The sequence below is a fragment of the uncultured Thalassolituus sp. genome (assembly GCF_950066645.1).
In the GTDB taxonomy this organism is placed as follows: domain Bacteria; phylum Pseudomonadota; class Gammaproteobacteria; order Pseudomonadales; family Oceanobacteraceae; genus Thalassolituus.
The window spans coordinates 1-23,245 of the sequence record NZ_CATMFB010000004.1; the positions used below are offsets into that span (position 1 = coordinate 1).

Consider the following 23,245-nt stretch of genomic DNA (forward strand, 5'->3'; position numbering starts at 1 on the left):
AGGAGCAACGTTAAGGGGTTAACATGACCGCCCTGACCAAAGCAGAATTGGCAGAAAAACTGTTCGAAGATCTTGGTCTTAACAAACGTGAGGCTAAGGATATGGTCGATATCTTCTTTGATGAGATACGCGACAGCCTTAGCCGCAATGAACAGGTGAAGTTATCGGGTTTCGGTAACTTCGACCTGCGTGATAAGCGTCAGCGTCCAGGAAGGAATCCTAAAACCGGTGAGGAAATTCCTATTTCAGCCCGGCGTGTGGTGACGTTCAAGCCGGGGCAGAAGCTCAAAATACGGGTAGAAGCCTATGCTGGAAGCCAGCCACAATAACGAACTTCCTCCTATTCCGGCGAAGCGCTACTTCACTATCGGTGAGGTCAGTGAGCTTTGTGACGTAAAGCCGCATGTACTCAGGTACTGGGAGCAGGAGTTTCCGCAACTCAGCCCGGTGAAGCGAGCGGGCAACCGTCGCTACTATCAGCGTCAGGACGTGATTCTCGTCCGGGAAATCCGCGCATTACTTTATCAGGACGGTTACACCATCGGTGGCGCCCGTCAGAAACTCTCCGACACTGGCGAATCCAATGCCGTCGCGATGGACAAAGCACTCATCAAAAATATGATCCGCGAGCTGAAAGAGCTTGAGGACATGCTGCGCTCAGAATAAGGTTCTGGGCTTCAAAAAAAACTTCACCTTTTCAGGCACTTAAGTATACTTGTGGCTGTTCGCAGCTTGCGGACTTGTGTCGGGATGTAGCGCAGCCTGGTAGCGCACCTGTATGGGGTGCAGGTGGTCGGAGGTTCAAATCCTCTCATCCCGACCAACTTCTTTTCCTCGCGAACGCGGGGAGCCAGCGTGGTGAGAATTCACCTACGCCATTTGTTCCATTACTTCGATCACTTTTTCGTACCGGCTGTCCCGCAGCGGAGAAATTCCATGCCGCCATTGAGGTAAGACATGGCCTTCAGAATCCGTCACCATCGTGGGTTTCATAAATGCTTCAAAGGCTTCCTGTGAGTCAAAATGCTCAGCCGTGAGCGGCACTCTTTCCGGGAATGGAATGTCCGTCTCCGGAATGTGAGTACGCCCGGGAACCACCGGCGTGTTTGCCCCAAGAGCGAGTAGCCAGGAGGAAAGCAGCCCATCAAAAGAACCTTTGCGCAGAAACCACCAGAAATCATCGATGATTTTTTTAATTCGCTGCCCGGGTGCAAAAGCAGCTTTGAGTAGCCAGCGATATTCTTCGGTGAAGGCTTCTGCGGTCATCTTGCGTGGTTTCATCACCAGGGTGTACCCAGTGAAGTCATGCAGCGCGCAATGTGGCATCAGGCCGGGTGTTTCAGATGCGGCCATGCGGTTAAAGAGTGGTGTGCCGGGAATAGCTGCTTCCATACAGACGAATACCGGCACATGCACGCCTGAGTCGAGTAACAGTCTGGGGATTTTGCGGATGTACTCCGCGTCGTCATGCAGTGGGCTCAGCATCATTCCTGCTGTAACCAGTATGCCTTCGCGCCGCGCATTGTGAATCGCTTCCCGGATATGCTCGATGCGGTTCTGCTTTTTATTGAAGTCTTCTAATGCGGCGGGATTAAAACTTTCCAGGCCGACAAACACACTTCGGCACCCAGATTTATACATGAGTTTTACGACGTCACGATTGCGCAATACATTAAAAGTTACACAGGTGCCCCAGATGAGTTTTTTCGGAATCAGAGCTTCACAGATTTCTTTAAACACGGGCATGTTGCCGGCCATATTGTTGTCGTAAAAGCTGATGTATCGTCGTTTCCAGGCTGGAACTCCCTTGGCCTTTAGTGCTGCGTCCATGCGGTCGATATCCTGCATCACCTTTTCTGTTTCGGGGTACTTAAAGCGAGTGCCCGAACCCGTCAGTGCACAGAAGTCGCAGGTAAAAGGACAGCCACGGCTGATTTCCATCGCCTTAGGAAACACCCCCTGGCCAACAGCTCGTTCGACCTGAGGTGTCGGAATTTTAGAGGCGTCGTACCCGGCAGAACGATACTGTTTCTTAAGTTGACCTGACTGCGCATCTGCATAAATCTGCGGCACGATATCCTCTGGATCGCCAATCGCCACTGCATCAAAGTAAGGGGCACAGATATCCGGGAAGGTAGTCGCCATATTTCCGCCCAACACCGTCAGAGCTCCACTGGCGTGGAAGTAGTGAGCTATCTGACGCGCCCGGTCGAAATCTGAGTGCATACAGCCAAGAAACACGAGGTCATAGGTTTTATTCCAGTCTGGATCTCTCCAGGTGTCATTGATGATCTCGATGTCTGCGTCAGCGGGTAACAGTGCTGCGATCAGAGGGCCGATCTGCGGCTGAAGCATTGTACGGTGGGCGTTGCCCAGTCGGTGAGGGTCGGTGAATACCGGAATAATGGCGACTCTCATCATATTCATCCTGTGAATTTTTATCCTTGTTATCCGCCGAGTGTATGATCAATCCCAATGCTGAGCCAGTTACATCCGGTTACAGAATGCGGTTGGCACGAAGGGCCATACAGGCGCAACGAATGAGCCTGGGTTAGGTCAGTAACGTTAAATCCTGACATTAATATTGATATGCGAATCATTATCATTTAACTTGCGCGTATTACTCCTCGATTCGTATGTCGTCTTATGTTGGTACCCAGTTCTCAGGACCACCTGTCACTGCTTGGTGGTCTCTACAAAGATCACCACCTCTGGCTGTTCCGCTGGCTCTGTAAAAAGCTCAACTGCAGAGAAGATGCTGCTGATACGGCGCACGAAACCTTTTTCCGGCTGTTTTCCTTTACCGATCTGTCTTCTGTTCAGCAACCCAGGGCATTACTTGTGACGACGGCGTCGCGCCTGATGATTGATGATGCCCGTCGTAAAGCCGTTGAAAAACGATATCTTGAAGCATTTCTCGAAAGCGGAGCGGAAGACGCTGTGGCTCCGTCTCCTGAGAAGCTGGCGATGATCACCGACACGCTGTTCATGGTGGCTCAGGTCCTTGATGGTCTGCCAGAAAAGCCCCGTACAGCGTTCCTGATGTCGCGCCTGGAAGGTCTCAGATATGCGGAAATTGCCGAGCGCCTGGACGTATCCACCGCCTCGGTTAAAAAATACGTCGCGACCGCCATGGTGCATTGCTGCAGGGTGTTAGGTCATACCGACGATGTATTCGCATGAGCAGGCTGTCTGAAGACCGGCTGCAGAAAGCCGCAGAATGGCATGTCATTCTTCATTCTGATGAGGCCTCCGAGCAGGAGCGAGCCGATTTTCAGCGCTGGTGTGCATCGTTGGACAATGCACGTGCCTACCATGAAATAGAAAAAGTCTGGGGTATCTTTGATGTCGTCTCAGACCCGGCTGGCAGCCGTGTTGTAAAAACAATTCTCGATGAGCAGGGGCGGGTACGTTCGCGCAGAATCCGCCAGGCGACGGTAACGACAATGTCCCTGTTCCTGGTCGGATTGATTGGTATCGATCAATGGATCTCCCGACCCGGATTCACTCTGCGCTCACTTCTGTCGCCTTCGTATCTCTTTGCAGACCACCGCACTGGTATTGGTCAGATGACCTCAATGACGCTCAGCGATGGTTCATTGGTTACGCTGGGCACCTTCAGTGCGGTTAATATTACCCTGACCGATGACAAGCGCCTGATAGAGTTGTTGCAGGGTGAGGTCGATGTGAAGGTGGCGGGTGATCCACAGCGACCGTTCACTGTGTCGTTCGAGGGGACGGATGTCACGGCACTGGGGACACGCTACAGCCTGCATGATCTTGGCCATTCGCTTGAGGTGAATGTTACTGAATCGAACGTGAAGGTTTGCCATAAAACCTCTTCCCAACAATGTACGGGTGTTGCAGCGGGGCAATCTGTCCGTGTGTTTGAAGGAAAAACCGGACCTGTTACTGCGCGGGATACGTCTATGTATATTGATTGGTCACGATCAACTCTGGTGGTGACTGATCAGCCGTTGCCTGCGGTTCTCGATGAGCTGCAGCGCTATTATCCCGGCAAACTCATTTACAACGAGAGCCAGCTCTCAGGGCTTCGGGTGTCGGGTGTGTACCGAATGGGGAGCGTTGGCGAAACCTTGTCGCTGCTGGGGCACAGCCTGCCAATTGATACCGATGATTCGGTGCCTTATCTGATTCGGGTAAATATTCGAAAATAATTGAAAATATTTTTATCCCTTTTTCAGTGTCGTCCGTCATTAGTTATGAACTGTCAAAAATTCCCGAATGAGGGATCTCAACAAGGATTAACTATGAGCAAGCCTACGTTACTCGCCATCGCTCTTGCAGCAGCACTGCCTGCTGCCACACTGCCTGCCAGCAGCTTTGCTGTTTCTGCAGATCAGGCAGAACAGACATCAGCACCACTGTCGTTCGATATTCAGGCAGGGACTCTGAACCAGGTACTTGTGACTCTGGCGCAGATCGCGGGAGTCAGTCTCTCTGTCGATTCGGCATCGGTGGCAGGTAAGAGCAGCGAAGGTCTGAAAGGCAGCTACACCATTATGCAGGCGTTTGAGCGTGTTCTTGTGGGCAGTGGGCTGAAAGTTAAAGAGACTCCCCAGGGCTATGTACTGGAGAAACGAGCGTCCCAGGCAAACTATGCCGAAGAATCACTGATGCTGGATAAGGTTGTTGTTACCGCTTCAGGTTTCGAGCAGGAGCTGGTTGATGCACCCGCGAGCATCAGTGTGATCACCCGCGAAGATATTGAATCGCGCTATTACAGCGATGTTACTGATGCACTGCGGAATATTCCGGGTGTTACCATTACAGGTGGTGGTTCGGGGGATGGCGGTACGGACATCAGCATGCGTGGTCTGCCGTCCAGTTATACGCTGTTGCTGGTTGATGGCAAGCGCCAGGACAGCCGCGAAAGCCGCCCGAATGGTAGCGCTGGCTTCGAACAGGACTGGCTGCCACCTATGGCCGCTGTCGAACGCATTGAGGTCGTGCGTGGTCCTATGTCCACGCTGTACGGTTCGGATGCCATTGGCGGGGTGATCAACATCATTACCCGTAAAGTCCCTCAGGAATGGCATGGCAGCGTAACGCTTGATACCGTTCTACAGGAAAACCGCGACGCAGGTGATATCCGTCAGGCAAACATTTTTGCTGGTGGCCCGCTGATTCAGGACACCCTGGGCTTGCAGATTTTCGGCCGCACCTACAAACGTGAAGAAGACGACATTATCAATGGCTACGAAGAGAAAAAGCTGAACAGCGCGTCGGCCAAGCTCTCGTATACGCCCACTCTGGATCACGATCTGGTGCTGGAGGCTGGCGTTACCAAGCAGGAGCGCTACGCACACATGGGGCGCTCCAATCCAACGGAAGACTGTGGTCGCAGCGGGTGTTCTGATTCTGAATCCAGCCACGAGCGCCGTTACTACAATCTGTCGCACGTCGGACGTTGGGGTTTCGCGACCAGTGATTCCTACATTCAGACAGAAAAAACCCGTAACGACGGGCGCGATATGGAAATCACCAACACAGTGGCTAACACCAACTGGGTGATGCCTTTCGATAGCAACATCCTCACGGTGGGGGCGCAGTATCAGGCAGAACACCTGGAAGACAACACTTCGAACCGTATCTCAGACAGAACTGAAATCGAGAATACCCAGTGGGCAGTATTTGCCGAAGATGAGTGGATGATCGACCCTGATTTTTCCCTCACCCTGGGCGCGCGGATGGATGACGATGAGAACTACGGTTCGCATGTCAGTCCACGTATATATGGTGTCTGGCATATGAACCCGGTCTGGACTCTGAAGGGTGGGGTATCGACCGGCTTCCGTTCACCAAGCCTGCGCGAAATTACCGCAGACTGGGGGCAGGTAAGTCGTGGTGGTAACGTCTACGGTAACCCGGACCTTGAGCCGGAAACGTCTGTGAACCAGGAAATCGGCGTACACTTCACCTCGATGTCCGGGGCGGTCCACAGCGGTCTGACTGTCTTCTATAACGACTTCAAAGACAAAATCACCCGCATTCAGTGCCCGATTACCATCTGTACCGACGGGCCCAACGACTTCGGCTCTGACCCGACTTATCGGGTCAACGTGGACGAAGCTGTCACGCAGGGTGTCGAATGGTCTCTGGATGCTGACCTGACCGAAACTCTGACACTGACCTCCAGCTACACCTATACAGAGTCTGAGCAGAAATCAGGAGAATACAAAGGCTCTCCGCTGACACAGCTGCCAGAGCATCAGGCGACGGCAGGCATTGACTGGAAGGCCAGCGCCCGCCTCAACCCGTGGTTGCGTATTACTTACCGTGGTGAAGAGAGTCAGCCTACGACAGGCCCATCGACCAACTCACTGATCGCACCGTCTTATACCTACGTAGATACTGGGCTCAGTTACAAGTGGACGGAGAGCATCTCGACACGTGCAGCGGTGTACAACCTGATGGACGAAGAAGTGACCGAGGAAGAGTACGGTTACGTCGATGATGGTCGTCGCTACTGGTTGAGTGTCAACGTCGACTTCTGATTTCTGGCTGTCAGGCCACCTCTCTACGCGGAAGTGATACTCCCCATATCATTTCCGCGCTTTTCCGCTCTGATTCCTCTTTCCTCACCGCAATCGGTTACACCTCTTAACAATAAACAGGTGGCCTTTCTGGCCAGTGAGTCGGTATATTCTGGCTCAATTCAACCCTGAAATAGGTATTCGATGCGTTATCTGATGTCTCTTCTCGTAATTATCTCGCTGCCAGCCATTGCGTTGGAAAAGCTCACCGATACCGAGGTTCTGAAAATTCAGGCCATCGCGGGCTGTGTAGATGATGTTTATTACCAGGGAGGCTACGAAGAAGGGGATGAAGACCGCACGATGCTGATCGACACTATGCTGTCACTGTTTGAGCTGCCAGCGTACGACGAAGAGTATCTGTATCTGGAAGTGGAGTACGACGGCAAATTGTCTTCTGAGGTCTATTACCAGTGCATCAGCGGTCAGCGCGAGTTTCTTGAAGAAACTGCAGCCAGTCTGGGGATCGCGGCTCAGTGATCCCCTTTGCGGGCCTTTTTGGTCTGCCGTTCTTCCAGGGCGCGGAATAAATCGCGCCAGCTGAGAATCCCAACCACCTTTCCATCATCATCCGTGACTGGCAGGCACGAAACGCCACTGCTGTTATACAGACTTACCGCTTCATACGTATCGGCTGTCGGGCGGATTGTGACTGGTTTGCGGGACATAATCTGATGTACGCGCCGATTGAGCGTTGCTTTGTCTTTATCGGTTTCAGAGGCGGTGCCCAGATTGGGGCTAAGGGCTTTGAACAGATCCCGGTCAGAGACCATGCCGACGAGCCTGCCGTGCTCGATAACCACCAGATGATGGAAGTGCGTGTTGTCGAAAATCTCTTTCACGACAGACAGTTTGTCGTCCATCTGCACGCTGACGACACGGGTGGTCATGAGCTGGTCAATTAACATACGGGCTCCCGATAAGCAGATCAGGCCTTTCTGAATAAGGTATATTCAATTTAGGCGCTGATCTGTCACCGGGCAAGGGGCTTATTTGTGCTTGGTCAGCTTATCAAGGTAGCCCATCGCGAACGCCGAGATGACAAAGGTGATGTGTACCAGCAGGTACCACTTAATCTTCTCACTCGGGATCTTCTCCACATTCATAAACACCTTCAGCAGGTGGATAGACGAGATAGCCACAATCGACGCCGCGACCTTGTTTTTCAACGAGGTTGCATCCAGGCTACCGAGCCAGCTTAGTTTTTCACTGTTCTCATCAATATCGAGACGGGACACAAAGTTCTCGTAGCCCGAGAACATCACCATCACGATCAGGCCCCCGACCAGCGCCATGTCTACGAGCGACAGCACGACCAGAATCATATCGACTTCCGGTGTGCTTAGAATGATGGGGACGAGGTGAATAATCTCCTGAAAGAATTTCACCGCGAGCAGCGCAAGCACAACACTCAGGCCCAGGTATATCGGTGCCATGATCCAGCGGGAGGCGTACATCAGGCGTTCAAACAGTTTTTCCATGAATTCCTCTGAACTTCAGGTTTGCGGGCATTTTAAACCCATCGCGGCAATTTGACAGTATCTGAGTATGTAAGGTTCTGTGGGACTGGCCTGAGGCGACCATGAAGTTGTCACACTCAGGCGTTACTATCGGAGCCTGATCAACGACACAACCAATAAGAACGGGAAGGGACCAGTGTGAAAAAGCCAATCTTGATGAGCCTGCTGCTCACGCCGTGCCTGACATCTGCTATGTCTTCCGGGCCGCAGGAGCCTGAGCCGCAGGTGCCGGATGAAGGTCAGGTGAACTTTATTGCGGTAGGCGATACCGGAACCGGTGAAGAGGGGCAGTACCTGGTTGCCTCAGCTATCCAAGCCGTGTGCGCCGAGTACGATTGTCAGTTTGCCATCGGGCTGGGCGATAACATCTATGAAGCAGGGGTGGATTCTGCGGACGACGTTCAGTTTGAAATGAAATTTGAAGCGCCCTATGCCGATCTCGATTTCCCCTTTTATATGACGCTGGGTAATCATGACAACGGCTGGTTCAGCGGCGATGGCCTCGACAACGATAAAGGCGAGTACCAGGTCGATTATCATTACAAGGAAGACCGTACCAGCGACAAGTGGCAGATGCCCGCTCGCTACTACCGTTTCACTGCGCCACTTGATTCAGAGGCCCCTCTGGTCAGTTTTTTCTCACTCGACTCTAACCCGTTAGCGGCGGTCTCTGATCCGGACCCGGTCTATCGCCAGAGCCGGTATTATCGTGTTCAGGAAGACTGGATTGAAGCCGAGTTGGCCAACACCACGACACCGTGGAAAATTGCGTTCTCGCATCATCCGTACATTTCGAATGGCCGACACGGTAACGCTGGTTGGTATGACGGAGTGCCTGCCTTTGGCTATGCCTTTTACGATTTCGTCGGCGATAACCTCTGCGACAGATTCGATCTGATGATTTCCGGACATGATCATGATCTGCAGATCCTACCCCCAGTTAAGCGCTGCGAAGGGATGACGCAGATTGTCTCTGGTGCTGGTGCAAAACAACGCCCACTGGACGATGTAAACCGTAATCCGGCGGTGTTTCAGCAGGGCGACACTCTGGGTTTTATGCACCTGTCGATCGAGGGCGATGAACTAACGATCCGGGTTTTTACTGTGAGTAAAGCGACAGGCGAATATGCGCTTGCACATACTCATCAGATCAATCGCTGATCTGAGCATTAGTGAATAAATAGCTGTCTGCACAAGCGGTACCTGGATGTCTAACGTCCCAACAATATATTCAGGCACTCTGTATAAGTGGCATTCCCGTGGTATTTTTCGCCGACTTCCCGGGATGCTTTGCTGAACAGCAGGTCGGTCTCAACTGGGCCGACCGCCTCACAGCAGCCAATGTAGGTAAAGTTAATCAGCTTGCGCGCCTCTTGTATTTCGAGCGGAGCATGAACCCTGGGGATAGAGATATCTGGTTGCTCAAACATCGCCAGGGCAGGTCCCTGTAGTTTCTTGCGCGTTGCTACGCTGACCACATAGTTTTTGATACTACGAACGTGATCAGAACGCAGCCTGCTGAACATGACATTGACGATATCTGTCACCAGTACATTCTGAGGGGCATAACCATCAGACTGCGCGCTGCTTTCCGGTGTTTGTGTTTGTGTCGCTTGCGAGCTCATCCAATGGATCGGGTCGGGCTTAAGGCCAGATTCATCGGGCTTCATAATCATGCGCACCAGGCGACTGAGAATTTCTACCCGGTTCTGCTGAATCGCAGGTACATCGCGGCACGCTCCCAGAAACTGATTGAGTTCATAGCGTGAACGCTCGGCAAATTCCTGTTGCCATAACAGCAGAACTGCTTTCAGTTCATCACCATTCACATAATCCGATAAGACGGTAAATACAATGCGACGTTTAATATCAGGGCTCATTGTCACGGCTCCTGACGGAAAGTGATATTTTGCTGAAATTCGGGGTAGCCGATTTCATTGTGCTCGGTGCAGTCCAGACCTGACTGTTCGTGCTGTTTGGATGAACGCAGTCCCGCAACATAGCGAATCACGGTAAACACCAACAGCGACAGAGGAAAAGCCCACAAAAACGCGGCGACGACACCAATGGCCTGCGTCGACACCCGTTGCATATCAAACATATCACCCGCGAAAAACAGACCTGCTGCAATCGTGCCCCAGGCGCCCGCAAAGCCATGAACCGGAATGGCTGAGACGACATCATCAAGCCTCCAGCGCAGCATCAGATCCTGCCCCAGTGTTGCGATAATACCGCTGACCACTCCCGTGATAATTGCAAACACCGGCTCCATAGTGGCGCAGCCTGCTGTTATGCCGACCAGGCCGGCAATGCTTCCGTTAACAGTGCTGGTCAGCAGAACAGGGCGCTGCATCAGCGTCAGTATAAGCAGAGTACCGCCAGCTCCCGCAGCGGCTGACAGGTGAGTGTTGAGAATAATACTGCCGATATTTTCAGACGCCGACAGTGCGCTGCCCCCGTTAAAACCAAACCAACCAAACCAGAGGATAAAGCCACCGAGTGCCACCAGAGACAAATTATGGCCCGGAATATTCCGTGGGTTTCCTGCCTGATCGAAACGCCCTGTACGCGGCCCTACGGCAATAACGCCTGCCAGTGCACACCAGGCCCCGAGCGAATGAACAACGGTCGAACCAGCAAAATCAATAAAGCCAAGCTCTGCCAGCCACCCCTGACCGCCATACGTGCCACCCCACACCCAGCTGCCGAATACCGGATAGATAATAGTAACGATGGCTGCTGCACAGATCAGATAGGCGTTGTAACGGGTACGCTCGGCCATTGCACCGCTGCAGATCGTCACCGCAGTCGCCGCGAACATGGTCTGAAACAGCAGAAAGGTAAATTCAGAGTCGCTGCCTTGTGATAGCCCAAACGCAGAGGTGCCGTACAGGCCTGAAGGGTTATCACCAAACATAATGCCAAAACCAACCGCCCAGAAGAGCAGACTGCCGATGCATACATCGGTGTAGTTTTTCATCATTACGTTAATCGCGTTCTTAGCGCGTGACATGCCACTTTCTAATAAGGCAAACCCTGCCTGCATAAGAAATACGAGAGAGGCCGATATCAGAATCCAGACAATATCAGTACTTGAAATACCAGTATCGGCTATCGCGATACCAGGAAAAAGAACGAGCGATATAAATACCGCGGCGAGAGTGCGCATATAGCTAAGCCTATGTTTATTCTGAATTTTCTACGCACAGAGGGGGCAAGGGTTGTGCCATTAACCTTATGGGGAGACGTTAAATACACAAAACCGGATAAAAACCAGACATTGTAAAAAATGCGCCATACCTGAACCTGAATAGTGACGCCTCAGGATACTAACGGCTGATAGGGGAGGTCGCAGGGTTGTTCTCGGGCAGTGCAAGGGTGCTTCTTAAAAGTGCAGCATCAGCACGTGTTGGACAGAGGGAATATCACTGCCAATCAACACAACAGGAATCAGTCATTCAGGAGAAGGGAGTTTTATAATGGCCCTTAGAGGTCAGTGACCGTGGCTTCCTTATGGGCTGTAACATATAGAGTGAGCGGGGGAAGGGTGATGATATGCGTCATTCCCCACTGAGATTTAGCTGCCTACCCGGAGCCAGAATATAGAAATAGATATCGCTCAATATCAGACTGATGGGCGATCTATGAATGTAAATACGGTATGTTCATCCATACAGTATGATTTGAAGTTTTTGAGAGAATCAGGCACGCTTTGTTTTCGTGCTTGCGCGTTTTGTCGGAGCCGAGTACTTTAAAGCTTAATCGAGTCAACAGCTTACAAGCTTAGTTTACAAGTTTATGTGCGAGCAAATTCCGAAATAACAGGCGTGCGCGTTTTTCTGGAAGGGAGATTTGAGTTGTGGAAGATTCTTCAGAAGAGTCAAGGAGTTGTCCCGGAAACCTTGAAAGAGTGTCCCAGGATAAACGCGCACGCACACTAATAAGCTGTTAAGCGTATAGAAACCGAATGAAGGAGGTTGGCAATGAAAAAAATAAATGAACTGCTTCAATGGGGTTTTATTGCTGCGATATTATTCGTTCTATTGTTTCAATTTGATTTTGATCTTTTGGAAACCACTCCGAAAAGAGTTACCGAAATAGAACAACACCAATCGCAACAGCAAAAACAAATATCCTCTCTAGGTGAGCAGCACGCCAAGCTTCAAGCTCAAGTGGTAAGCATTGAGCAAAAAGTTTCAAAGCTCGAAAAACAGTTAAAAGTGGTTCTTAACTCTGATCAACTAGAGCAGGTTCAAAAAGATGTTCAGTCGTTAAAATCTGAGGTAAATAGTCTAAATCGTATTGCCCCAATTATGACTGAGGAATCTCAAAATGAATCGCAGTTAAGTAAAACACCAATAACACCTCAATCCAGTCAGGTTGAAACTTGGTTTAGCTCAAATTTCTATATTATTTCTGCCGTTTCAATATTGTTTATGCTATCTGCTTTGGGCTATCTGGTTTATCGTCGTAAGTTCAAAAAAAGGGCGGTGGTTCGTAAGCTTAATCCTGTAAGTCATAGCACGAGGCAGGAACGAGAATGCGCTTAACAAGTGCATCTTGCCGGACTTGGGTAAACTGTCACCTTTTTCGCGCTGCGCGGCAAAAAAGCCGCCAGTTCACCCAAGCCGCAAATGCAGGCGTTATGCATAGGCATTGCGCTGAATCAAGTGTGAAGGGATACGAATAGAAATGACCTTGAAGAAGATTACGATTGAGAATGTTAAAGGCATTTCAAATCGAAATTTTGAATTAGATATATTGGCCAATAGACCTAGTTTGTTGGTTGCTCCAAATGGGTTTGGTAAAAGCTCTTTTGCGACTGCATTTAAAAGCTTACAGACTAACAAACTGTCGGTTCATGAAGATCACCATCACAGGAGTGACTCAGATCTAGCAGCAAAGCTGATAATTGAATATGAAAATTCAGAAAATGCAGTTTTTACACTGGAAGCTGATGATACACATAATACAATTTCAGACCACTTTTCATGGTTCGTTATTAACAGTCAAATTAAAGCTAAAGGTGTTGGCCGAAACTTTGGTGGCCGGACAGCTGTAAGTGCGTCTATATCAGTGGATCCAGTAACACTGATAGAAACAATTCCGGCAAGAGAAACATTCGAATATTCACATCGAAATCAAAAGACTAGATTTGGTTGTAATGGAAAGATTCTGCCAAATATTTCTTCCCACTTAGAAAACTTAGAATTTATCAGTAGCCTTGGAGAAAAATTAATTATTTTTGACAGAATGTCTCAGGTAAGGAATCAGAAAAAAATCGAGGCTTTTATATCAGATGTTAACGAGCAAAACGGTACAGCAGAACAAATTCTAGAGTGGGTTTCCAATAATAAGATCGATTACTTATCAGAAATTGAACCTCTCAATGAAATATCAGAAATAATCTTAAACGCCAATTTGGGTGTGGCTTGCCCCGCACTATCCTTTTTTATCGGTTTGCAGTTGCATAGTGTCTACACACAAGATAAAGCAAAATTCAAGAAGGCTCAGAAATATAGCAATTATAAGCTAGAAAAAAATGAATACAAAGAAATGCTAAAAGCATTTAATAGTTCATGGTGCAGGGTTGCGCCAAAAGAATCAGGAAGAAAATTAATAGTTGAGTTTCCAAAACCCAATCATATTTCAAATGGTCAAAGAGATGTAATCACTTTTGTTGCTTTACTCTATCGAGCTCAAAAGAAACTGACGGGCAAAAATTGTATTCTTGTTATTGATGAGGTTTTTGATTATTTAGATGACGCAAACTTAGTTGCTGTTCAGTACTACATAACCAAATTAATCGATAAATTTAAAGGTCAAGGGCGTCGTTTATATCCTCTTATCCTGACTCATCTAAATCCGTACTATTTTAAGAATTTTGCTTTTAGTAAGCAAAAAGTTTATTACTTGGATAAACGAGATATTCAGCCTAACATGGCAATGGTTAAACTATTAAGAAAGAGAAATGAAACTTCAATTAAAGATGATGTTTCGAAGTTTTTATTACATTATCATAATAGTGAAATTAACAAGCGGGCAGAGTTTAATGCACTTGATTTACGACAAACCTGGGGCGAAGGTGATAACTTCTATAGGTTCATTAGAGAGGAAGCCAGAAAATACCTTGAAGATGGCGAGAACTTTGACCCGCTGGCTGTTTGTTGTGCGGTAAGAGTTTCAGTTGAAAGGCGTGCTTATGAGCTCCTTGCAGACCCGGCACACAAGCAGGAGTTTCTTGATACATTTAAAACACGAGATAAGCTTTCTTGTGCAGAAAGTCATGGAGTTTCAATTCCTGAGTATTTCTATTTACTAGGGGTTATTTATAACGACGGAATGCATTGGAGAGAGGGCCAAGATAATATTTCTCCCATAGCTGCTAAATTAGAAAATCAGACTATTAGAGGTTTGGTGAAGCAAGCATTGGGTGCATAAATGCATAACAAGGCGCTGCTGTCGGACAAAGGTTCCGCTACGCTCCAACTTTGCCGCAGAGCGTGGCGTTTCGCGTCTGAATTAGCTTCAGCGTGTCAGTACTCTTTTCTGCGTAGGTGGTTGTGTCTTGGTACACTTTCTACGCCCTGAGAAGTCGTCAATTGATAATGGTTTTTACGAAAATGTCGACCTGGCGCTCGATTTACCTTATCAGTCGATAGCGACTATTATTCGTAATATTGAAAGGCTGTTCCAAGATGGAAATGGTGGGGCTGATCTGAATATCTAAGGTGTTTCCTGGGTTGGTTATGGCAGAGATAAAAAAGCCCGCTAAATAGCGGGCTTTTCGTATCCATCACCACATCAGATCATCAGGGATCTGATACGCCGCGTACGGATCATCTTCATCCAGCTGGCCATCAGTCTGGTCAGCAATAACGATAAAGTGCAGTTCGTCACGGGCGCGGATTTTATCCGCCAGTGGGACTGGGATTACAGCATAGCTGTTGCGGTGCGCAATGATCGCAAGCTGGCCTTTTGACAGGCGGTCGAAGACGGCTTGGTCTACGTGAATGCCTTTGACTTTTTTACCATCGACAAACTGGTATTTCACGTCTGCGTGCTGCGATTCAATTTTGTTGTTATCAACAATCTGCTGAATCTGCGCTTTGATGGCCTTTTTCTGGGCTTCAGCGTCGCGTTGTTTGTTCAGCTCGCGGTCACGGGCGGCTTTTTCTTTACGTGCCTGCTCCGCTTTTTCACGCGATTCGTCTGCACTGTGTTCCTGCCCGGTGCGCTTCAGATGTTCCTGACGCTTTTTCTCTTTGTCGTTCTTTTTCTGCTTCTTGGTATCGGCCAGACCGAGACCAAGCAGCTGATCCTGAAGTGACTTTGCCATTTCGCTATCTGTCCTTAGTGCTTAGGCGGCCAGATGCCTGCTGGCATCAGGTCAATAAGTTCGTTCACCGTAGCGTCGCGCTCGGCATCGGAGTTGCCTGTGACCGTAACGTGGCCAAGTTTGCGCGCTGGGCGTGCTTCTTTGCCGTAAGAGTGACGGTGGGCGTTGGCGATGGTCTCTGCTTTTTCGGCTGGAGTCTCTTCGCCAATCACATTGAGCATAGCGACAGAGGCGAATTTAGGTTCTGTGCTACCCAGTGCTGCGCCGGTGATGGCGAGCATGTGGTTGCGGAACTGTGAGGCTTCGGTGCCTTCAATCGACCAGTGGCCAGAGTTGTGTACCCGTGGAGCCACTTCGTTACCGACCAAGCCGTCTTCTGTTTCGAACAACTCGAGGGTGATGGTGCCCACGTAGTTGAGGCTGTCTGCGAGCTGGCGGATATAGTTTTCTGCCAGTCGGGCTTTTTCTTGAGACAGTGCAGGAGCCGGGTAGAGGCTGTAACGCAGGATGCCTTCGTGATGTACGTTTTCTGTCATGGGGAAAACAACGATGTTGCCCGCGCGGTCGCGGCTGGCAATCACTGAGGTTTCACGCAGGAAAGGCACAAATGCTTCGGCAATAAGTTCCCGGTTCCCGATGGTTTCCCATGCTGGCTCTGCATCTTCTGGTGTACGCAGGACATACTGGCCTTTGCCATCGTAGCCTTCAGTCGTGGTTTTCATCACGATCGGCAGGCCAAGTTCTTTGATGGCAGTGTGAACATCCTCAAGGGAGTTCACCGCGCGGAAATCGGCAGTCGCGATTCCGGCGTTACGCAGGGCGTTTTTTTCTAACAGGCGGTTCTGAAACACCTTAAGTGCATCAAGACCCGGTGCCAGTTTGTCGGCGTGAGCTTCGAGCTGGTCGACAATATGGGCGGGGATATTTTCGGTTTCGTAGGACAGCACATCAACTTTCGCGATAAAGGCGGCGAGTGCTTCGTCGTCGTGGGCTCTCAGGTCATAGAGTGAGACCTGAACATCAGTGAGATCAGTAATGCTGTCCTGCAGCATCTGGCCGAGCTGGCCATTACCTAAAATACCAACTTTCATCGGGGCTTCCGTCAGAGATCAGTTTTCAATTCGTGGATCAGGTTGTGCAAGCACAGTGTCGGTCTGCTTAGCACGGAATTCGTCAATACGCGCGAGCAGGGCGTCGTCGCTGGTTGCCAGGATCTGAGCGGCCAGAAGACCGGCGTTCTTAGCGCCTGCATCGCCAATTGCCAGGGTGCCGACAGCCACGCCGCCAGGCATCTGTGCGATTGAAAGCAGCGAGTCGATACCGTTAAGAGCACGGGATTTTACTGGCACGCCCAGGACCGGCAGCGATGTCTGTGATGCGGCCATGCCGGGCAGGTGAGCAGCACCGCCAGCGCCCGCAATAATGACCTTGATTCCGCGGGATTGGGCCGTTTTCGCGTAGTCGAACAGCAGGTCTGGGGTGCGGTGAGCTGACACCACTTTCACCTCATAGGCGACGCCCAGATTGTCCAGCATGTCAGCGGCGTGCTGCATGGTAGGCCAGTCGCTTTTCGAGCCCATAATAATTCCGACAGGTACGGTCATGTCTGTGTCCTTCGTGATTCTCAGGAGGCAGCAGGTGGCTGCCGTGCAGGAAAGCGGCGGATTCTACCACATGGTGGAACCGAACACAGCGAATGTCAGGTATGAACGCCGGTGAAAGTTGACTGGGCGTGTAATGTCCAATCAAAAAGTAGGGGTTACTTCTATTATTGAGTACTGTATAAATAAGAAGCCTAGACAGGTATCCGGCTGAATCACGCGCAAAAGGAAGTGCAATGCCCATCTCAGATACTCTGGTATCCGCAAACTTTGAAGGACTCGCTCGTCTGGTTGGTCTTACTACGCCAACTTCAAGCCGTGCCCCGCGTGATATGGCGGTACTGCAGACTGACGATGTCGGCCGCATCACTATGATGAATGCGCAGGCTCAGGCGTTGCTCAAGCCCGAAGGGGCCACCACAGGGTCAGCATTGGTCCGGGTGTTCAGTAAAGAGCTGCCGCTGGGCATTGAGTCTTACACCACCGAAGTCCGCGCGTCTGCGACCGGGCGAAGTTTCCAGCTGACACTGACACCTCTTCTTGATGGCGACACGATTCAGGGATATTCCGTGATGCTGGCACCGGTGACCTTGCCGGTGGCGAATCAGCAGATGTGGCTTCAGCGCCTGCTGAATCATGCGAATGCCATGGTGTGCATCCGTGATCAGGAGGGGCGCTATCTGATGATGAATCAGATGGCAGAAAAGATTCTTGGGCTTCGCCCGGGCTCGTCGATTGGCCTGACAGATGCCATGCTGGAGCAACCGGGCTGGCTGGATTTTCAGCGCGAAACCGATGAGGTCATGCTGCGTGACGGTGAGTGCCCGATGTCAATCCAGCTGATTGAGCTGATGTCGGGGCCGGTGCGTCTCGCTGTGACTAAAAATCTGATTCAGGATGAATTGGGTAATGTGATGGGCAGCGTTCTGATTGGCGGCATTCTCAGTCAGGAGCGTAGCCGCAATGAGATGGCTCATCCACGCTTTATGGCGTCACTCAGTCATGAATTACGCACTCCATTGAATGCTGTTATCGGGTTCAGTCAGCTCTTACTTGAGGATGACCTGGACGAAGATCAGAGAGATTCCGTCGAGACGATTCTGCAGTCGGGCCGGCATATTCTGTCGCTGACAGAGCAGATTCTGAATATGTTCAGTCCACGCCATACGGCAGCTCGTCCAGAGTCTTTCCCATTGTGCCGCCTGATTGAAGACTGCATCAGTATGGTCACACCACTGGGACACGAAAAAGACGTGCGCCTAATCATTGAGCCGTCGGGCAATATTGTGATGTATCAGCTGAGAGATAATCTGCGCCAGGTTCTGCTTAACTTACTGTCAAACGCGGTGAAATATAATCGCGCCGGCGGCTGGGTGCGGGTGTCAGCCTGTGCAGAGGGCGATCACGTGATTCTGTCGGTTGAAGATAACGGTGTCGGTATCGCGCGCGAGAATCGAGACCGTCTGTTTCAGGCGTTTACCCGTCTCGAAGCAACAGCGCAGATGGCGGAAGGTACGGGCCTCGGATTAATGATTACCCGCAATCTGGTGATGCGGATGGGGGGATCAATTTCGATTGAGGATAAAAGCGGGCCTGGCAGCACGTTTACCGTCACACTGCCAGTCCGCTATCAGAAACGCCTCAGAGGCTGAGTTCTCCGGCGTCAATTTTAGCTTCGGTCTCCGCAGTCAGCGGCTCGTAGCTGCTGTTCTTACCAGTCAGTACCAGAACGGTTTCATCACCGGTTTTATCCAGGTGATAGGCTTCTTCTTTCAGCTCTACTTTGCGGTATTTGAATGTGCCTGTGACTTCCTGTTGCTCGCGCAGGCGGAGGAAGATCGGCACGGCATAAGCCGGCAGTTTGTCGCGGACGTGACGGGTGACGTCGTCCCAGTCCATTTGGTCGGCAGGTTTTGAAGGCGTAATTGTTGCCATGCCTGCACGGCCGTCGGTATGTGGAATCTGTACGCCGTATACGACGGCATGTTCGATATCCTGGTGCTCCATCAGGATGGATTCAACTTCAGTCGTCGCAACGTTCTCGCCTTTCCAGCGGAAGGTGTCACCCAGACGGTCGGCAAACGACACGTGCTTCCAGCCCTGATTCATCACCAAGTCACCGGTGTTAAACCAGCAGTCGCCCTGAGTGAACACATTGTGGAACAGCTTTTTATTACTCGCATCTTCGTCGGTGTACCCTTCGAAGGGTTGCTTGTCGTTCACTTCGGTAATCAGCAGGCCGGTGTTACCAGGCTTCACAGGAATCATCAGGCCTTTGTTATCGCGTACCGGGGTGTCTTCTTCAATATCGTATTCAACAATGTTGTACGACAGTGGGCAGAAGCCTGCGGTTTTATCGAGGTTGAATGCGTTGGTAAACACCAGATTACATTCGGACGCGCCGTAGAATTCATTGATGTGTTCAATGCCGAAGCGTTGTTTGAATTCCATCCAGATATCCGGGCGCAGGCCGTTGCCGACGCAAACACGGATTTTGTGGTTTCTGTCGTCGGATTTCTGTGGCGCATTGAGAAGGTAGCGGCACAGCTCGCCAATGTAGCAGAACGCCGTGGCGTCATAATGGCGGACGTCGTCCCAGAAGCGCGACACTGAGAATTTACGGGCGATGGCAATACAGGCGCCCGAGCCCAGTACCGCAGCCATAGAAACAGTCAGGGCGTTGTTGTGATAGAGCGGCAGACTAACGTACAGAATATCGTCCTTGCTCATATTCATAGACGCCAGGCCCATGCCTGCCAGCGATTTAAACCAGCGGTAGTGACTCATGACAGAGGCCTTTGGCAGACCTGTGGTGCCAGAGGTAAAAATGTAATAGCACGGCTGGTGCATTTTTACATGGCGCGTGCTGTCGGGGTTCTGGTCTGAGCGGTCGGCAATACGGTCGAGCAGGTTAGTGTAATGGGCAGGGCACGGCGTCGTGCCGGAGTCGCGCAGATAATGCAGTGACGCCAGCGATGCGGCATCCAGATCGCCCTCGACGGTTGCCATGTTCTCCAGCATTTCTTCGCCAACGATGATCATTTTTGCTTTCACCAGCGTCAGGCTGTGAAGCAGAACTTCGCCGCGCTGGCTGGTGTTGATCATGGAGGCAATGGCACCAAGTTTTACAATAGCCATGACCGCGATAATGGTTTCAGGGCGGTTTTCAAGAACAACTGCAACCACGTCACCGCTGCTGATGCCCTGAGAAGCCAGATAATGAGCCAGCTTGTTCGCTTTGCGGTTGAGCTGGTCGTAGGTGTAGGTCACGTTTTCGTAGCGGATGGCGATATGGTCAGGGCGCTTGCGGGCGTGCTTTTCCAGCAGCAGTCCGATCGACTTGTTCTTGTCTGGTTTACTTGTGGCCAGCTCATACACACCTTTGAGTTTGATATGCAGACTTGTCGCCTGTCTGGATAGCTGAACCAGAATATTAGGGAGTGAAACCAGTCTTTCCTGTGTATTCGCCATAATCTCTGTACTTCTCTTGCTGTTGCGCTGCGCACTGCTGACAGCTTGATGATTGTTGTTATCAATAATAAAACGGATACAGAGGGGGGCTCTGTATCCGTTACGGTCGATCTTACTTCAGCTCGGCGGAAGATTTGCCAAGCAGACGACGAGCGACAATCAGTTGCTGAATCTGCTGGGTGCCTTCGAAGATATCGAGAATCTTCGAGTCGCGTGCCCATTTTTCCAGCATTTCTTCTTCGCCGTACCCCAGGGTACCGAGCATTTCGACGCAACCCAGTGTGATTGCATTGGCGGTGCGACCTGCTTTTGCCTTGGCCATGGACGCTTCCATGGAGTTTGGCATACCGTTGTCGGCCATCCACGCGGCTTTCAGGGTCAGCAGGCGTGCTGCTTCCCATTCCGCTTCATAGCGGTAGAGCTGTGCTTCGAGCTGGCTGGTCAGTTTAAACGGCGTGCTGTAGTCGGCTTTTACCTTGAGCTTGCGCAAGATCTCGCGGGTACGGTCGATGGACGCTTTCGCGACACCGACGGCCATCGCTGCCACGACCGGACGGGTATTGTCGAACGTCTGCATAACGCCCGCAAATCCTTTTTCGACGTTCACCTCTGGGTCACCCAGCAGGTTGGATGCCGGGATGCGACAGTCGGTAAAGGTAATCGCCGCGGTGTCCGATGCTTTGATACCGAGTTTTTTCTCCAGACGGACGATGTCCATGCCTGGGGTGCCTTTTTCAACGATAAACGACTTGATCGCCGCACGGCCGAGCGAGCGGTCAACGCTTGCCCAGACCACAACGCAGTCTGCGCGTTCACCTGAAGTGACGTAAATCTTCTCACCGTTGATGACATATTCATCGCCATCCCGGACGGCAGTCGTGCGTACGGCGGCAGAATCGGAACCGAAGCCCGGCTCTGTAATGGCCATAGCGGCCCACTTGTTGCCAAAACGTGCAAACTGCTCGTCGTCAGCCACGGCAGCAATCGCCGCGTTGCCGAGGCCCTGGCGTGGCAGCGTGAGCGACAGGCCGACATCGCCCCAGCACAGTTCGGCCAGTGACAGAACCGTCGACATGTTGGTGCCGTTCTGGACGCCTTCTTTCTTTGCTTTGTTGTCCTGCTTCAGTTTGCCCGCACCGGCCCCTTCACCTGTGGTGCCGTCGTTCATACCATCCATGATGGCGGCAAGCATATCCAGCTCAACGGGATAGGCGTGCTCTGAGCGGTCGTATTTACGGGAAATAGGGCGGAATACGTTTTCTGCCACCTGACGTGCCTGATTGACGAGAGCACGGAATTTCTTTGGGTTTTCAAGATTAATCATATGTCCGACTCCTTACAGGTGCATGCCGCCGTTGATGCAGGCGAGTATCCGCAGGTCGCGGTACCAGCGCTCAGCAGGGTGTTCTTTCGTAAAGCCGTGGCCGCCCAGCAGCTGTACAGCGTTGGTACCAATTTCCATCGCCTTGTCTGCACAGAGCAGTTGTGCCAGGTAGGCTTCGCGGTGGAATGGCTTGCCCATTTCTGCCAGTGCAGCGGCACGCCAAACCATCAGGCGCATGGATTCCAGTTCGATACCTATGTTCGCCACCATAAAGGCAACAGACTGACGGTGTGAAATTGGCTCGCCAAACGCTTCGCGTTCGTTAACGTAAGGAATCAGATGATCGAGTGCGGCCTGACAGGCACCGATCGCCAGGGCGCACCAATGCAGTTGCCCAAGGTCGATAAAGGTCTGGTAATCAAAATCTTTGCCGCCCAGCAGAGCGTCGCTGCTCAGAGGGGCTTTTTCCATGGTGAGTGTACCGGTCGCTACGGCGCGTAAGCCCATCGCCGGTGCCGCTTTCCAGCTGAGTCCAGGCGCGTCACCAGGCACCAGGAATAAACGGTTTTTGCGTTTGTAGCGGGCAGCAACCAGATACATGTTGGCGTTACCACCAAAGGGCACAAGTGTCTTTACACCGGATATTTCGAATCCGGTTTTGGTTTTCTTTGCTTTGGTGGAGAGCTTCGCCGGGTTGAACAGTGCTGCAGGTTCCTGCACGGCAATAGCCGCCTGAACGGGTGTTTCAGCGAGGTAAGCGGGCAGGTATTTTTCTTTCTGCGCGTCTGTGCCCCATTTAACAATCGCATTGGCGACCGCGACCGGAGCCAGAGTGGCGTACGCGAGTGAGAAGTCACCCCATGCCAGCTCTTCTGCGATGATCGCGCTGGTCGTCGGGCTGTATGCCTGGGCTGCACCGCCGAGGGATTCTGGCACAGAGAAAAAGTTAAGGCCGAGATCCATAATGTCCTGCAGGAAAGTGTCCGGCAGAGTCATGGCTTCGTTTGCATCGTGAGCCAGGCCGCGTACAACTTCTTCAGCGTATGAGCGGACTGTGTCTTTGATCATCTGCTGTTCTTCTGACAATGTCAGATCGAACAGGCCATGTTTGCTTGGCTCAGGCAGAAGAATCTGTGCATCGCCTTTTTTGGCGGCTTTCTTCGCGACCATCTGTCCGATGACTTCAAATCCTTTTTTGGTACCTGCGTAGGCGAGCTTTTCGGCTGGCTTGCGCAGTCCGAATTTACGAGCGAATTCACTTCCGGCGAAGCGGCTGGCAATGCCGAGACCGACGCCCTGAATATCTTTAGCCATATAAATGCCCCTGTTGTTCTGAGGGTGACAATGAAACAAATGCTTTGTTCAAACCCGCCGATTGTCACAGCTGACGGGATGTACTGCATTGGCAATGCTGACCGGACAATACGGGCCGA

21 protein-coding genes and 1 tRNA gene are annotated in these 23,245 nt (G+C 51.2%); 11 read left to right on the top strand and 11 right to left on the bottom strand.

The annotated features are described in order from the left end of the window. Nucleotides 1–23: 23 nt before the first annotated feature. The 3 genes from ihfA (at nt 24) to Q1L85_RS04600 (ending at nt 823) form a co-directional block, all read left to right on the top strand. Nucleotides 24–329 (top strand): integration host factor subunit alpha, encoded by a 306-nt coding sequence (gene ihfA, locus Q1L85_RS04590; RefSeq protein WP_068440580.1) that lies wholly within the window; start codon nt 24–26, stop codon nt 327–329. After that, nucleotides 307–666 carry a MerR family transcriptional regulator gene (locus tag Q1L85_RS04595; RefSeq protein ID WP_300427381.1) on the top strand — a complete coding sequence of 120 codons (360 nt, stop codon included), beginning with the start codon at nt 307–309 and terminating at the stop codon, nt 664–666. The genes ihfA and Q1L85_RS04595 overlap by 23 nt, the downstream gene beginning before the upstream one ends. A gap of 80 nt (nt 667–746) precedes the next feature. Next, a tRNA-Pro gene (locus Q1L85_RS04600) sits at nt 747–823 on the top strand. A 47-nt stretch (nt 824–870) separates the two neighbouring features. On the opposite strand, the gene Q1L85_RS04605 is transcribed toward Q1L85_RS04600, so the two are convergent. Then, the gene (locus tag Q1L85_RS04605; RefSeq protein WP_300427382.1) at nt 871–2,421 is read right to left on the bottom strand and encodes a B12-binding domain-containing radical SAM protein; all 1,551 of its coding nucleotides are present in this window, start codon (nt 2,419–2,421) and stop codon (nt 871–873) included. A 225-nt stretch (nt 2,422–2,646) separates the two neighbouring features. On the opposite strand from Q1L85_RS04605, the gene Q1L85_RS04610 reads away from it, so the two are divergent. From Q1L85_RS04610 to Q1L85_RS04625, 4 genes are all read left to right on the top strand, one after another. After that, complete coding sequence (locus Q1L85_RS04610) at nt 2,647–3,183, top strand: sigma-70 family RNA polymerase sigma factor (protein WP_300427384.1); 537 nt, start codon at nt 2,647–2,649, stop codon at nt 3,181–3,183. Next, complete coding sequence (locus Q1L85_RS04615) at nt 3,180–4,178, top strand: FecR domain-containing protein (protein ID WP_300427385.1); 999 nt, start codon at nt 3,180–3,182, stop codon at nt 4,176–4,178. Before Q1L85_RS04610 ends, Q1L85_RS04615 begins: the two co-directional genes overlap by 4 nt. A gap of 93 nt (nt 4,179–4,271) precedes the next feature. Further along, complete coding sequence (locus tag Q1L85_RS04620; RefSeq protein ID WP_300427387.1) at nt 4,272–6,518, top strand: ligand-gated channel protein; 2,247 nt, start codon at nt 4,272–4,274, stop codon at nt 6,516–6,518. 195 nt (nt 6,519–6,713) lie between these two features. Next, the gene (locus Q1L85_RS04625; RefSeq protein WP_300427388.1) at nt 6,714–7,037 is read left to right on the top strand and encodes a hypothetical protein; all 324 of its coding nucleotides are present in this window, start codon (nt 6,714–6,716) and stop codon (nt 7,035–7,037) included. Here the strand turns inward: Q1L85_RS04625 and Q1L85_RS04630 are convergent. Together Q1L85_RS04630 and Q1L85_RS04635 are read right to left on the bottom strand one after the other, a co-directional pair. After that, nucleotides 7,031–7,465, bottom strand: a complete 435-nt coding sequence (locus tag Q1L85_RS04630; protein ID WP_300427390.1) for a CBS domain-containing protein — start codon at nt 7,463–7,465, stop codon at nt 7,031–7,033. The genes Q1L85_RS04625 and Q1L85_RS04630 overlap by 7 nt on opposite strands. Before the next feature lie 81 nt (nt 7,466–7,546). Then, nucleotides 7,547–8,038, bottom strand: coding sequence for a TIGR00645 family protein (locus Q1L85_RS04635; RefSeq protein WP_300427392.1), 492 nt, complete (start codon nt 8,036–8,038; stop codon nt 7,547–7,549). A gap of 177 nt (nt 8,039–8,215) precedes the next feature. On the opposite strand from Q1L85_RS04635, the gene Q1L85_RS04640 reads away from it, so the two are divergent. Continuing rightward, nucleotides 8,216–9,238, top strand: a complete 1,023-nt coding sequence (locus Q1L85_RS04640; RefSeq protein WP_300427393.1) for a metallophosphoesterase — start codon at nt 8,216–8,218, stop codon at nt 9,236–9,238. Nucleotides 9,239–9,288: 50 nt separating this feature from the next. On the opposite strand, the gene Q1L85_RS04645 is transcribed toward Q1L85_RS04640, so the two are convergent. Both Q1L85_RS04645 and Q1L85_RS04650 read right to left on the bottom strand, forming a co-directional pair. Beyond that, nucleotides 9,289–9,957, bottom strand: a complete 669-nt coding sequence (locus Q1L85_RS04645) for a hypothetical protein (protein ID WP_300427395.1) — start codon at nt 9,955–9,957, stop codon at nt 9,289–9,291. A 2-nt stretch (nt 9,958–9,959) separates the two neighbouring features. Then, nucleotides 9,960–11,246, bottom strand: coding sequence for an ammonium transporter (locus Q1L85_RS04650; RefSeq protein WP_300427396.1), 1,287 nt, complete (start codon nt 11,244–11,246; stop codon nt 9,960–9,962). Between the two features lie 814 nt (nt 11,247–12,060). Here Q1L85_RS04650 and Q1L85_RS04655 point away from each other — a divergent pair. Beyond that, the gene (locus tag Q1L85_RS04655) at nt 12,061–12,627 is read left to right on the top strand and encodes a hypothetical protein (RefSeq protein ID WP_300427397.1); all 567 of its coding nucleotides are present in this window, start codon (nt 12,061–12,063) and stop codon (nt 12,625–12,627) included. A 142-nt stretch (nt 12,628–12,769) separates the two neighbouring features. Beyond that, nucleotides 12,770–14,518 (top strand): AAA family ATPase, encoded by a 1,749-nt coding sequence (locus tag Q1L85_RS04660; protein WP_300427398.1) that lies wholly within the window; start codon nt 12,770–12,772, stop codon nt 14,516–14,518. A 355-nt stretch (nt 14,519–14,873) separates the two neighbouring features. On the opposite strand, the gene Q1L85_RS04665 is transcribed toward Q1L85_RS04660, so the two are convergent. Genes Q1L85_RS04665 through purE form a run of 3 tightly spaced genes read right to left on the bottom strand, consistent with a single transcriptional unit; the run spans nt 14,874 to nt 17,020 of the window. Beyond that, nucleotides 14,874–15,416, bottom strand: coding sequence for a DUF2058 domain-containing protein (locus Q1L85_RS04665; protein WP_300427400.1), 543 nt, complete (start codon nt 15,414–15,416; stop codon nt 14,874–14,876). Between the two features lie 14 nt (nt 15,417–15,430). Next, nucleotides 15,431–16,507 carry a 5-(carboxyamino)imidazole ribonucleotide synthase gene (locus Q1L85_RS04670; RefSeq protein ID WP_300432434.1) on the bottom strand — a complete coding sequence of 359 codons (1,077 nt, stop codon included), beginning with the start codon at nt 16,505–16,507 and terminating at the stop codon, nt 15,431–15,433. An 18-nt stretch (nt 16,508–16,525) separates the two neighbouring features. Then, nucleotides 16,526–17,020, bottom strand: a complete 495-nt coding sequence (gene purE, locus Q1L85_RS04675; RefSeq protein WP_300427137.1) for a 5-(carboxyamino)imidazole ribonucleotide mutase — start codon at nt 17,018–17,020, stop codon at nt 16,526–16,528. 233 nt (nt 17,021–17,253) lie between these two features. Between purE and Q1L85_RS04680 the strand changes: the two genes are divergently transcribed. Next, entirely contained in the window at nt 17,254–18,669 is a 1,416-nt protein-coding gene (locus Q1L85_RS04680) for an ATP-binding protein (RefSeq protein ID WP_300427140.1), read from the top strand. Here Q1L85_RS04680 and Q1L85_RS04685 read toward each other — a convergent pair. The 3 genes from Q1L85_RS04685 to Q1L85_RS04695 form a co-directional block, all read right to left on the bottom strand. Next, nucleotides 18,659–20,488 carry a long-chain-acyl-CoA synthetase gene (locus Q1L85_RS04685; protein ID WP_300427143.1) on the bottom strand — a complete coding sequence of 610 codons (1,830 nt, stop codon included), beginning with the start codon at nt 20,486–20,488 and terminating at the stop codon, nt 18,659–18,661. The two genes, Q1L85_RS04680 and Q1L85_RS04685, sit on opposite strands and share 11 nt — an antisense overlap. A 112-nt stretch (nt 20,489–20,600) precedes the next feature. Continuing rightward, nucleotides 20,601–21,812: an acyl-CoA dehydrogenase family protein gene (locus Q1L85_RS04690; protein WP_300427144.1), complete on the bottom strand. Its 1,212-nt coding sequence runs from the start codon at nt 21,810–21,812 to the stop codon at nt 20,601–20,603. Nucleotides 21,813–21,824: 12 nt separating this feature from the next. After that, nucleotides 21,825–23,126, bottom strand: a complete 1,302-nt coding sequence (locus tag Q1L85_RS04695; RefSeq protein ID WP_300427146.1) for an acyl-CoA dehydrogenase family protein — start codon at nt 23,124–23,126, stop codon at nt 21,825–21,827. Nucleotides 23,127–23,245 lie beyond the last annotated feature (119 nt).

What these genes read in the sequence shown, in the direction of transcription:
- ihfA (WP_068440580.1), top strand. Translation starts at nt 24, where the DNA reads ATGACCGCCCTGACCAAAGCAGAATTGGCAGAAAAACTGTTCGAAGAT.
- Q1L85_RS04595 (WP_300427381.1), top strand. Translation starts at nt 307, where the DNA reads ATGCTGGAAGCCAGCCACAATAACGAACTTCCTCCTATTCCGGCGAAG.
- Q1L85_RS04605 (WP_300427382.1), bottom strand. Translation starts at nt 2,421, where the DNA reads ATGATGAGAGTCGCCATTATTCCGGTATTCACCGACCCTCACCGACTG.
- Q1L85_RS04610 (WP_300427384.1), top strand. Translation starts at nt 2,647, where the DNA reads ATGTTGGTACCCAGTTCTCAGGACCACCTGTCACTGCTTGGTGGTCTC.
- Q1L85_RS04615 (WP_300427385.1), top strand. Translation starts at nt 3,180, where the DNA reads ATGAGCAGGCTGTCTGAAGACCGGCTGCAGAAAGCCGCAGAATGGCAT.
- Q1L85_RS04620 (WP_300427387.1), top strand. Translation starts at nt 4,272, where the DNA reads ATGAGCAAGCCTACGTTACTCGCCATCGCTCTTGCAGCAGCACTGCCT.
- Q1L85_RS04625 (WP_300427388.1), top strand. Translation starts at nt 6,714, where the DNA reads ATGTCTCTTCTCGTAATTATCTCGCTGCCAGCCATTGCGTTGGAAAAG.
- Q1L85_RS04630 (WP_300427390.1), bottom strand. Translation starts at nt 7,465, where the DNA reads ATGTTAATTGACCAGCTCATGACCACCCGTGTCGTCAGCGTGCAGATG.
- Q1L85_RS04635 (WP_300427392.1), bottom strand. Translation starts at nt 8,038, where the DNA reads ATGGAAAAACTGTTTGAACGCCTGATGTACGCCTCCCGCTGGATCATG.
- Q1L85_RS04645 (WP_300427395.1), bottom strand. Translation starts at nt 9,957, where the DNA reads ATGAGCCCTGATATTAAACGTCGCATTGTATTTACCGTCTTATCGGAT.
- Q1L85_RS04650 (WP_300427396.1), bottom strand. Translation starts at nt 11,246, where the DNA reads ATGCGCACTCTCGCCGCGGTATTTATATCGCTCGTTCTTTTTCCTGGT.
- Q1L85_RS04655 (WP_300427397.1), top strand. Translation starts at nt 12,061, where the DNA reads ATGAAAAAAATAAATGAACTGCTTCAATGGGGTTTTATTGCTGCGATA.
- Q1L85_RS04660 (WP_300427398.1), top strand. Translation starts at nt 12,770, where the DNA reads ATGACCTTGAAGAAGATTACGATTGAGAATGTTAAAGGCATTTCAAAT.
- Q1L85_RS04665 (WP_300427400.1), bottom strand. Translation starts at nt 15,416, where the DNA reads ATGGCAAAGTCACTTCAGGATCAGCTGCTTGGTCTCGGTCTGGCCGAT.
- Q1L85_RS04670 (WP_300432434.1), bottom strand. Translation starts at nt 16,507, where the DNA reads ATGAAAGTTGGTATTTTAGGTAATGGCCAGCTCGGCCAGATGCTGCAG.
- purE (WP_300427137.1), bottom strand. Translation starts at nt 17,020, where the DNA reads ATGACCGTACCTGTCGGAATTATTATGGGCTCGAAAAGCGACTGGCCT.
- Q1L85_RS04680 (WP_300427140.1), top strand. Translation starts at nt 17,254, where the DNA reads ATGCCCATCTCAGATACTCTGGTATCCGCAAACTTTGAAGGACTCGCT.
- Q1L85_RS04685 (WP_300427143.1), bottom strand. Translation starts at nt 20,488, where the DNA reads ATGGCGAATACACAGGAAAGACTGGTTTCACTCCCTAATATTCTGGTT.
- Q1L85_RS04690 (WP_300427144.1), bottom strand. Translation starts at nt 21,812, where the DNA reads ATGATTAATCTTGAAAACCCAAAGAAATTCCGTGCTCTCGTCAATCAG.
- Q1L85_RS04695 (WP_300427146.1), bottom strand. Translation starts at nt 23,126, where the DNA reads ATGGCTAAAGATATTCAGGGCGTCGGTCTCGGCATTGCCAGCCGCTTC.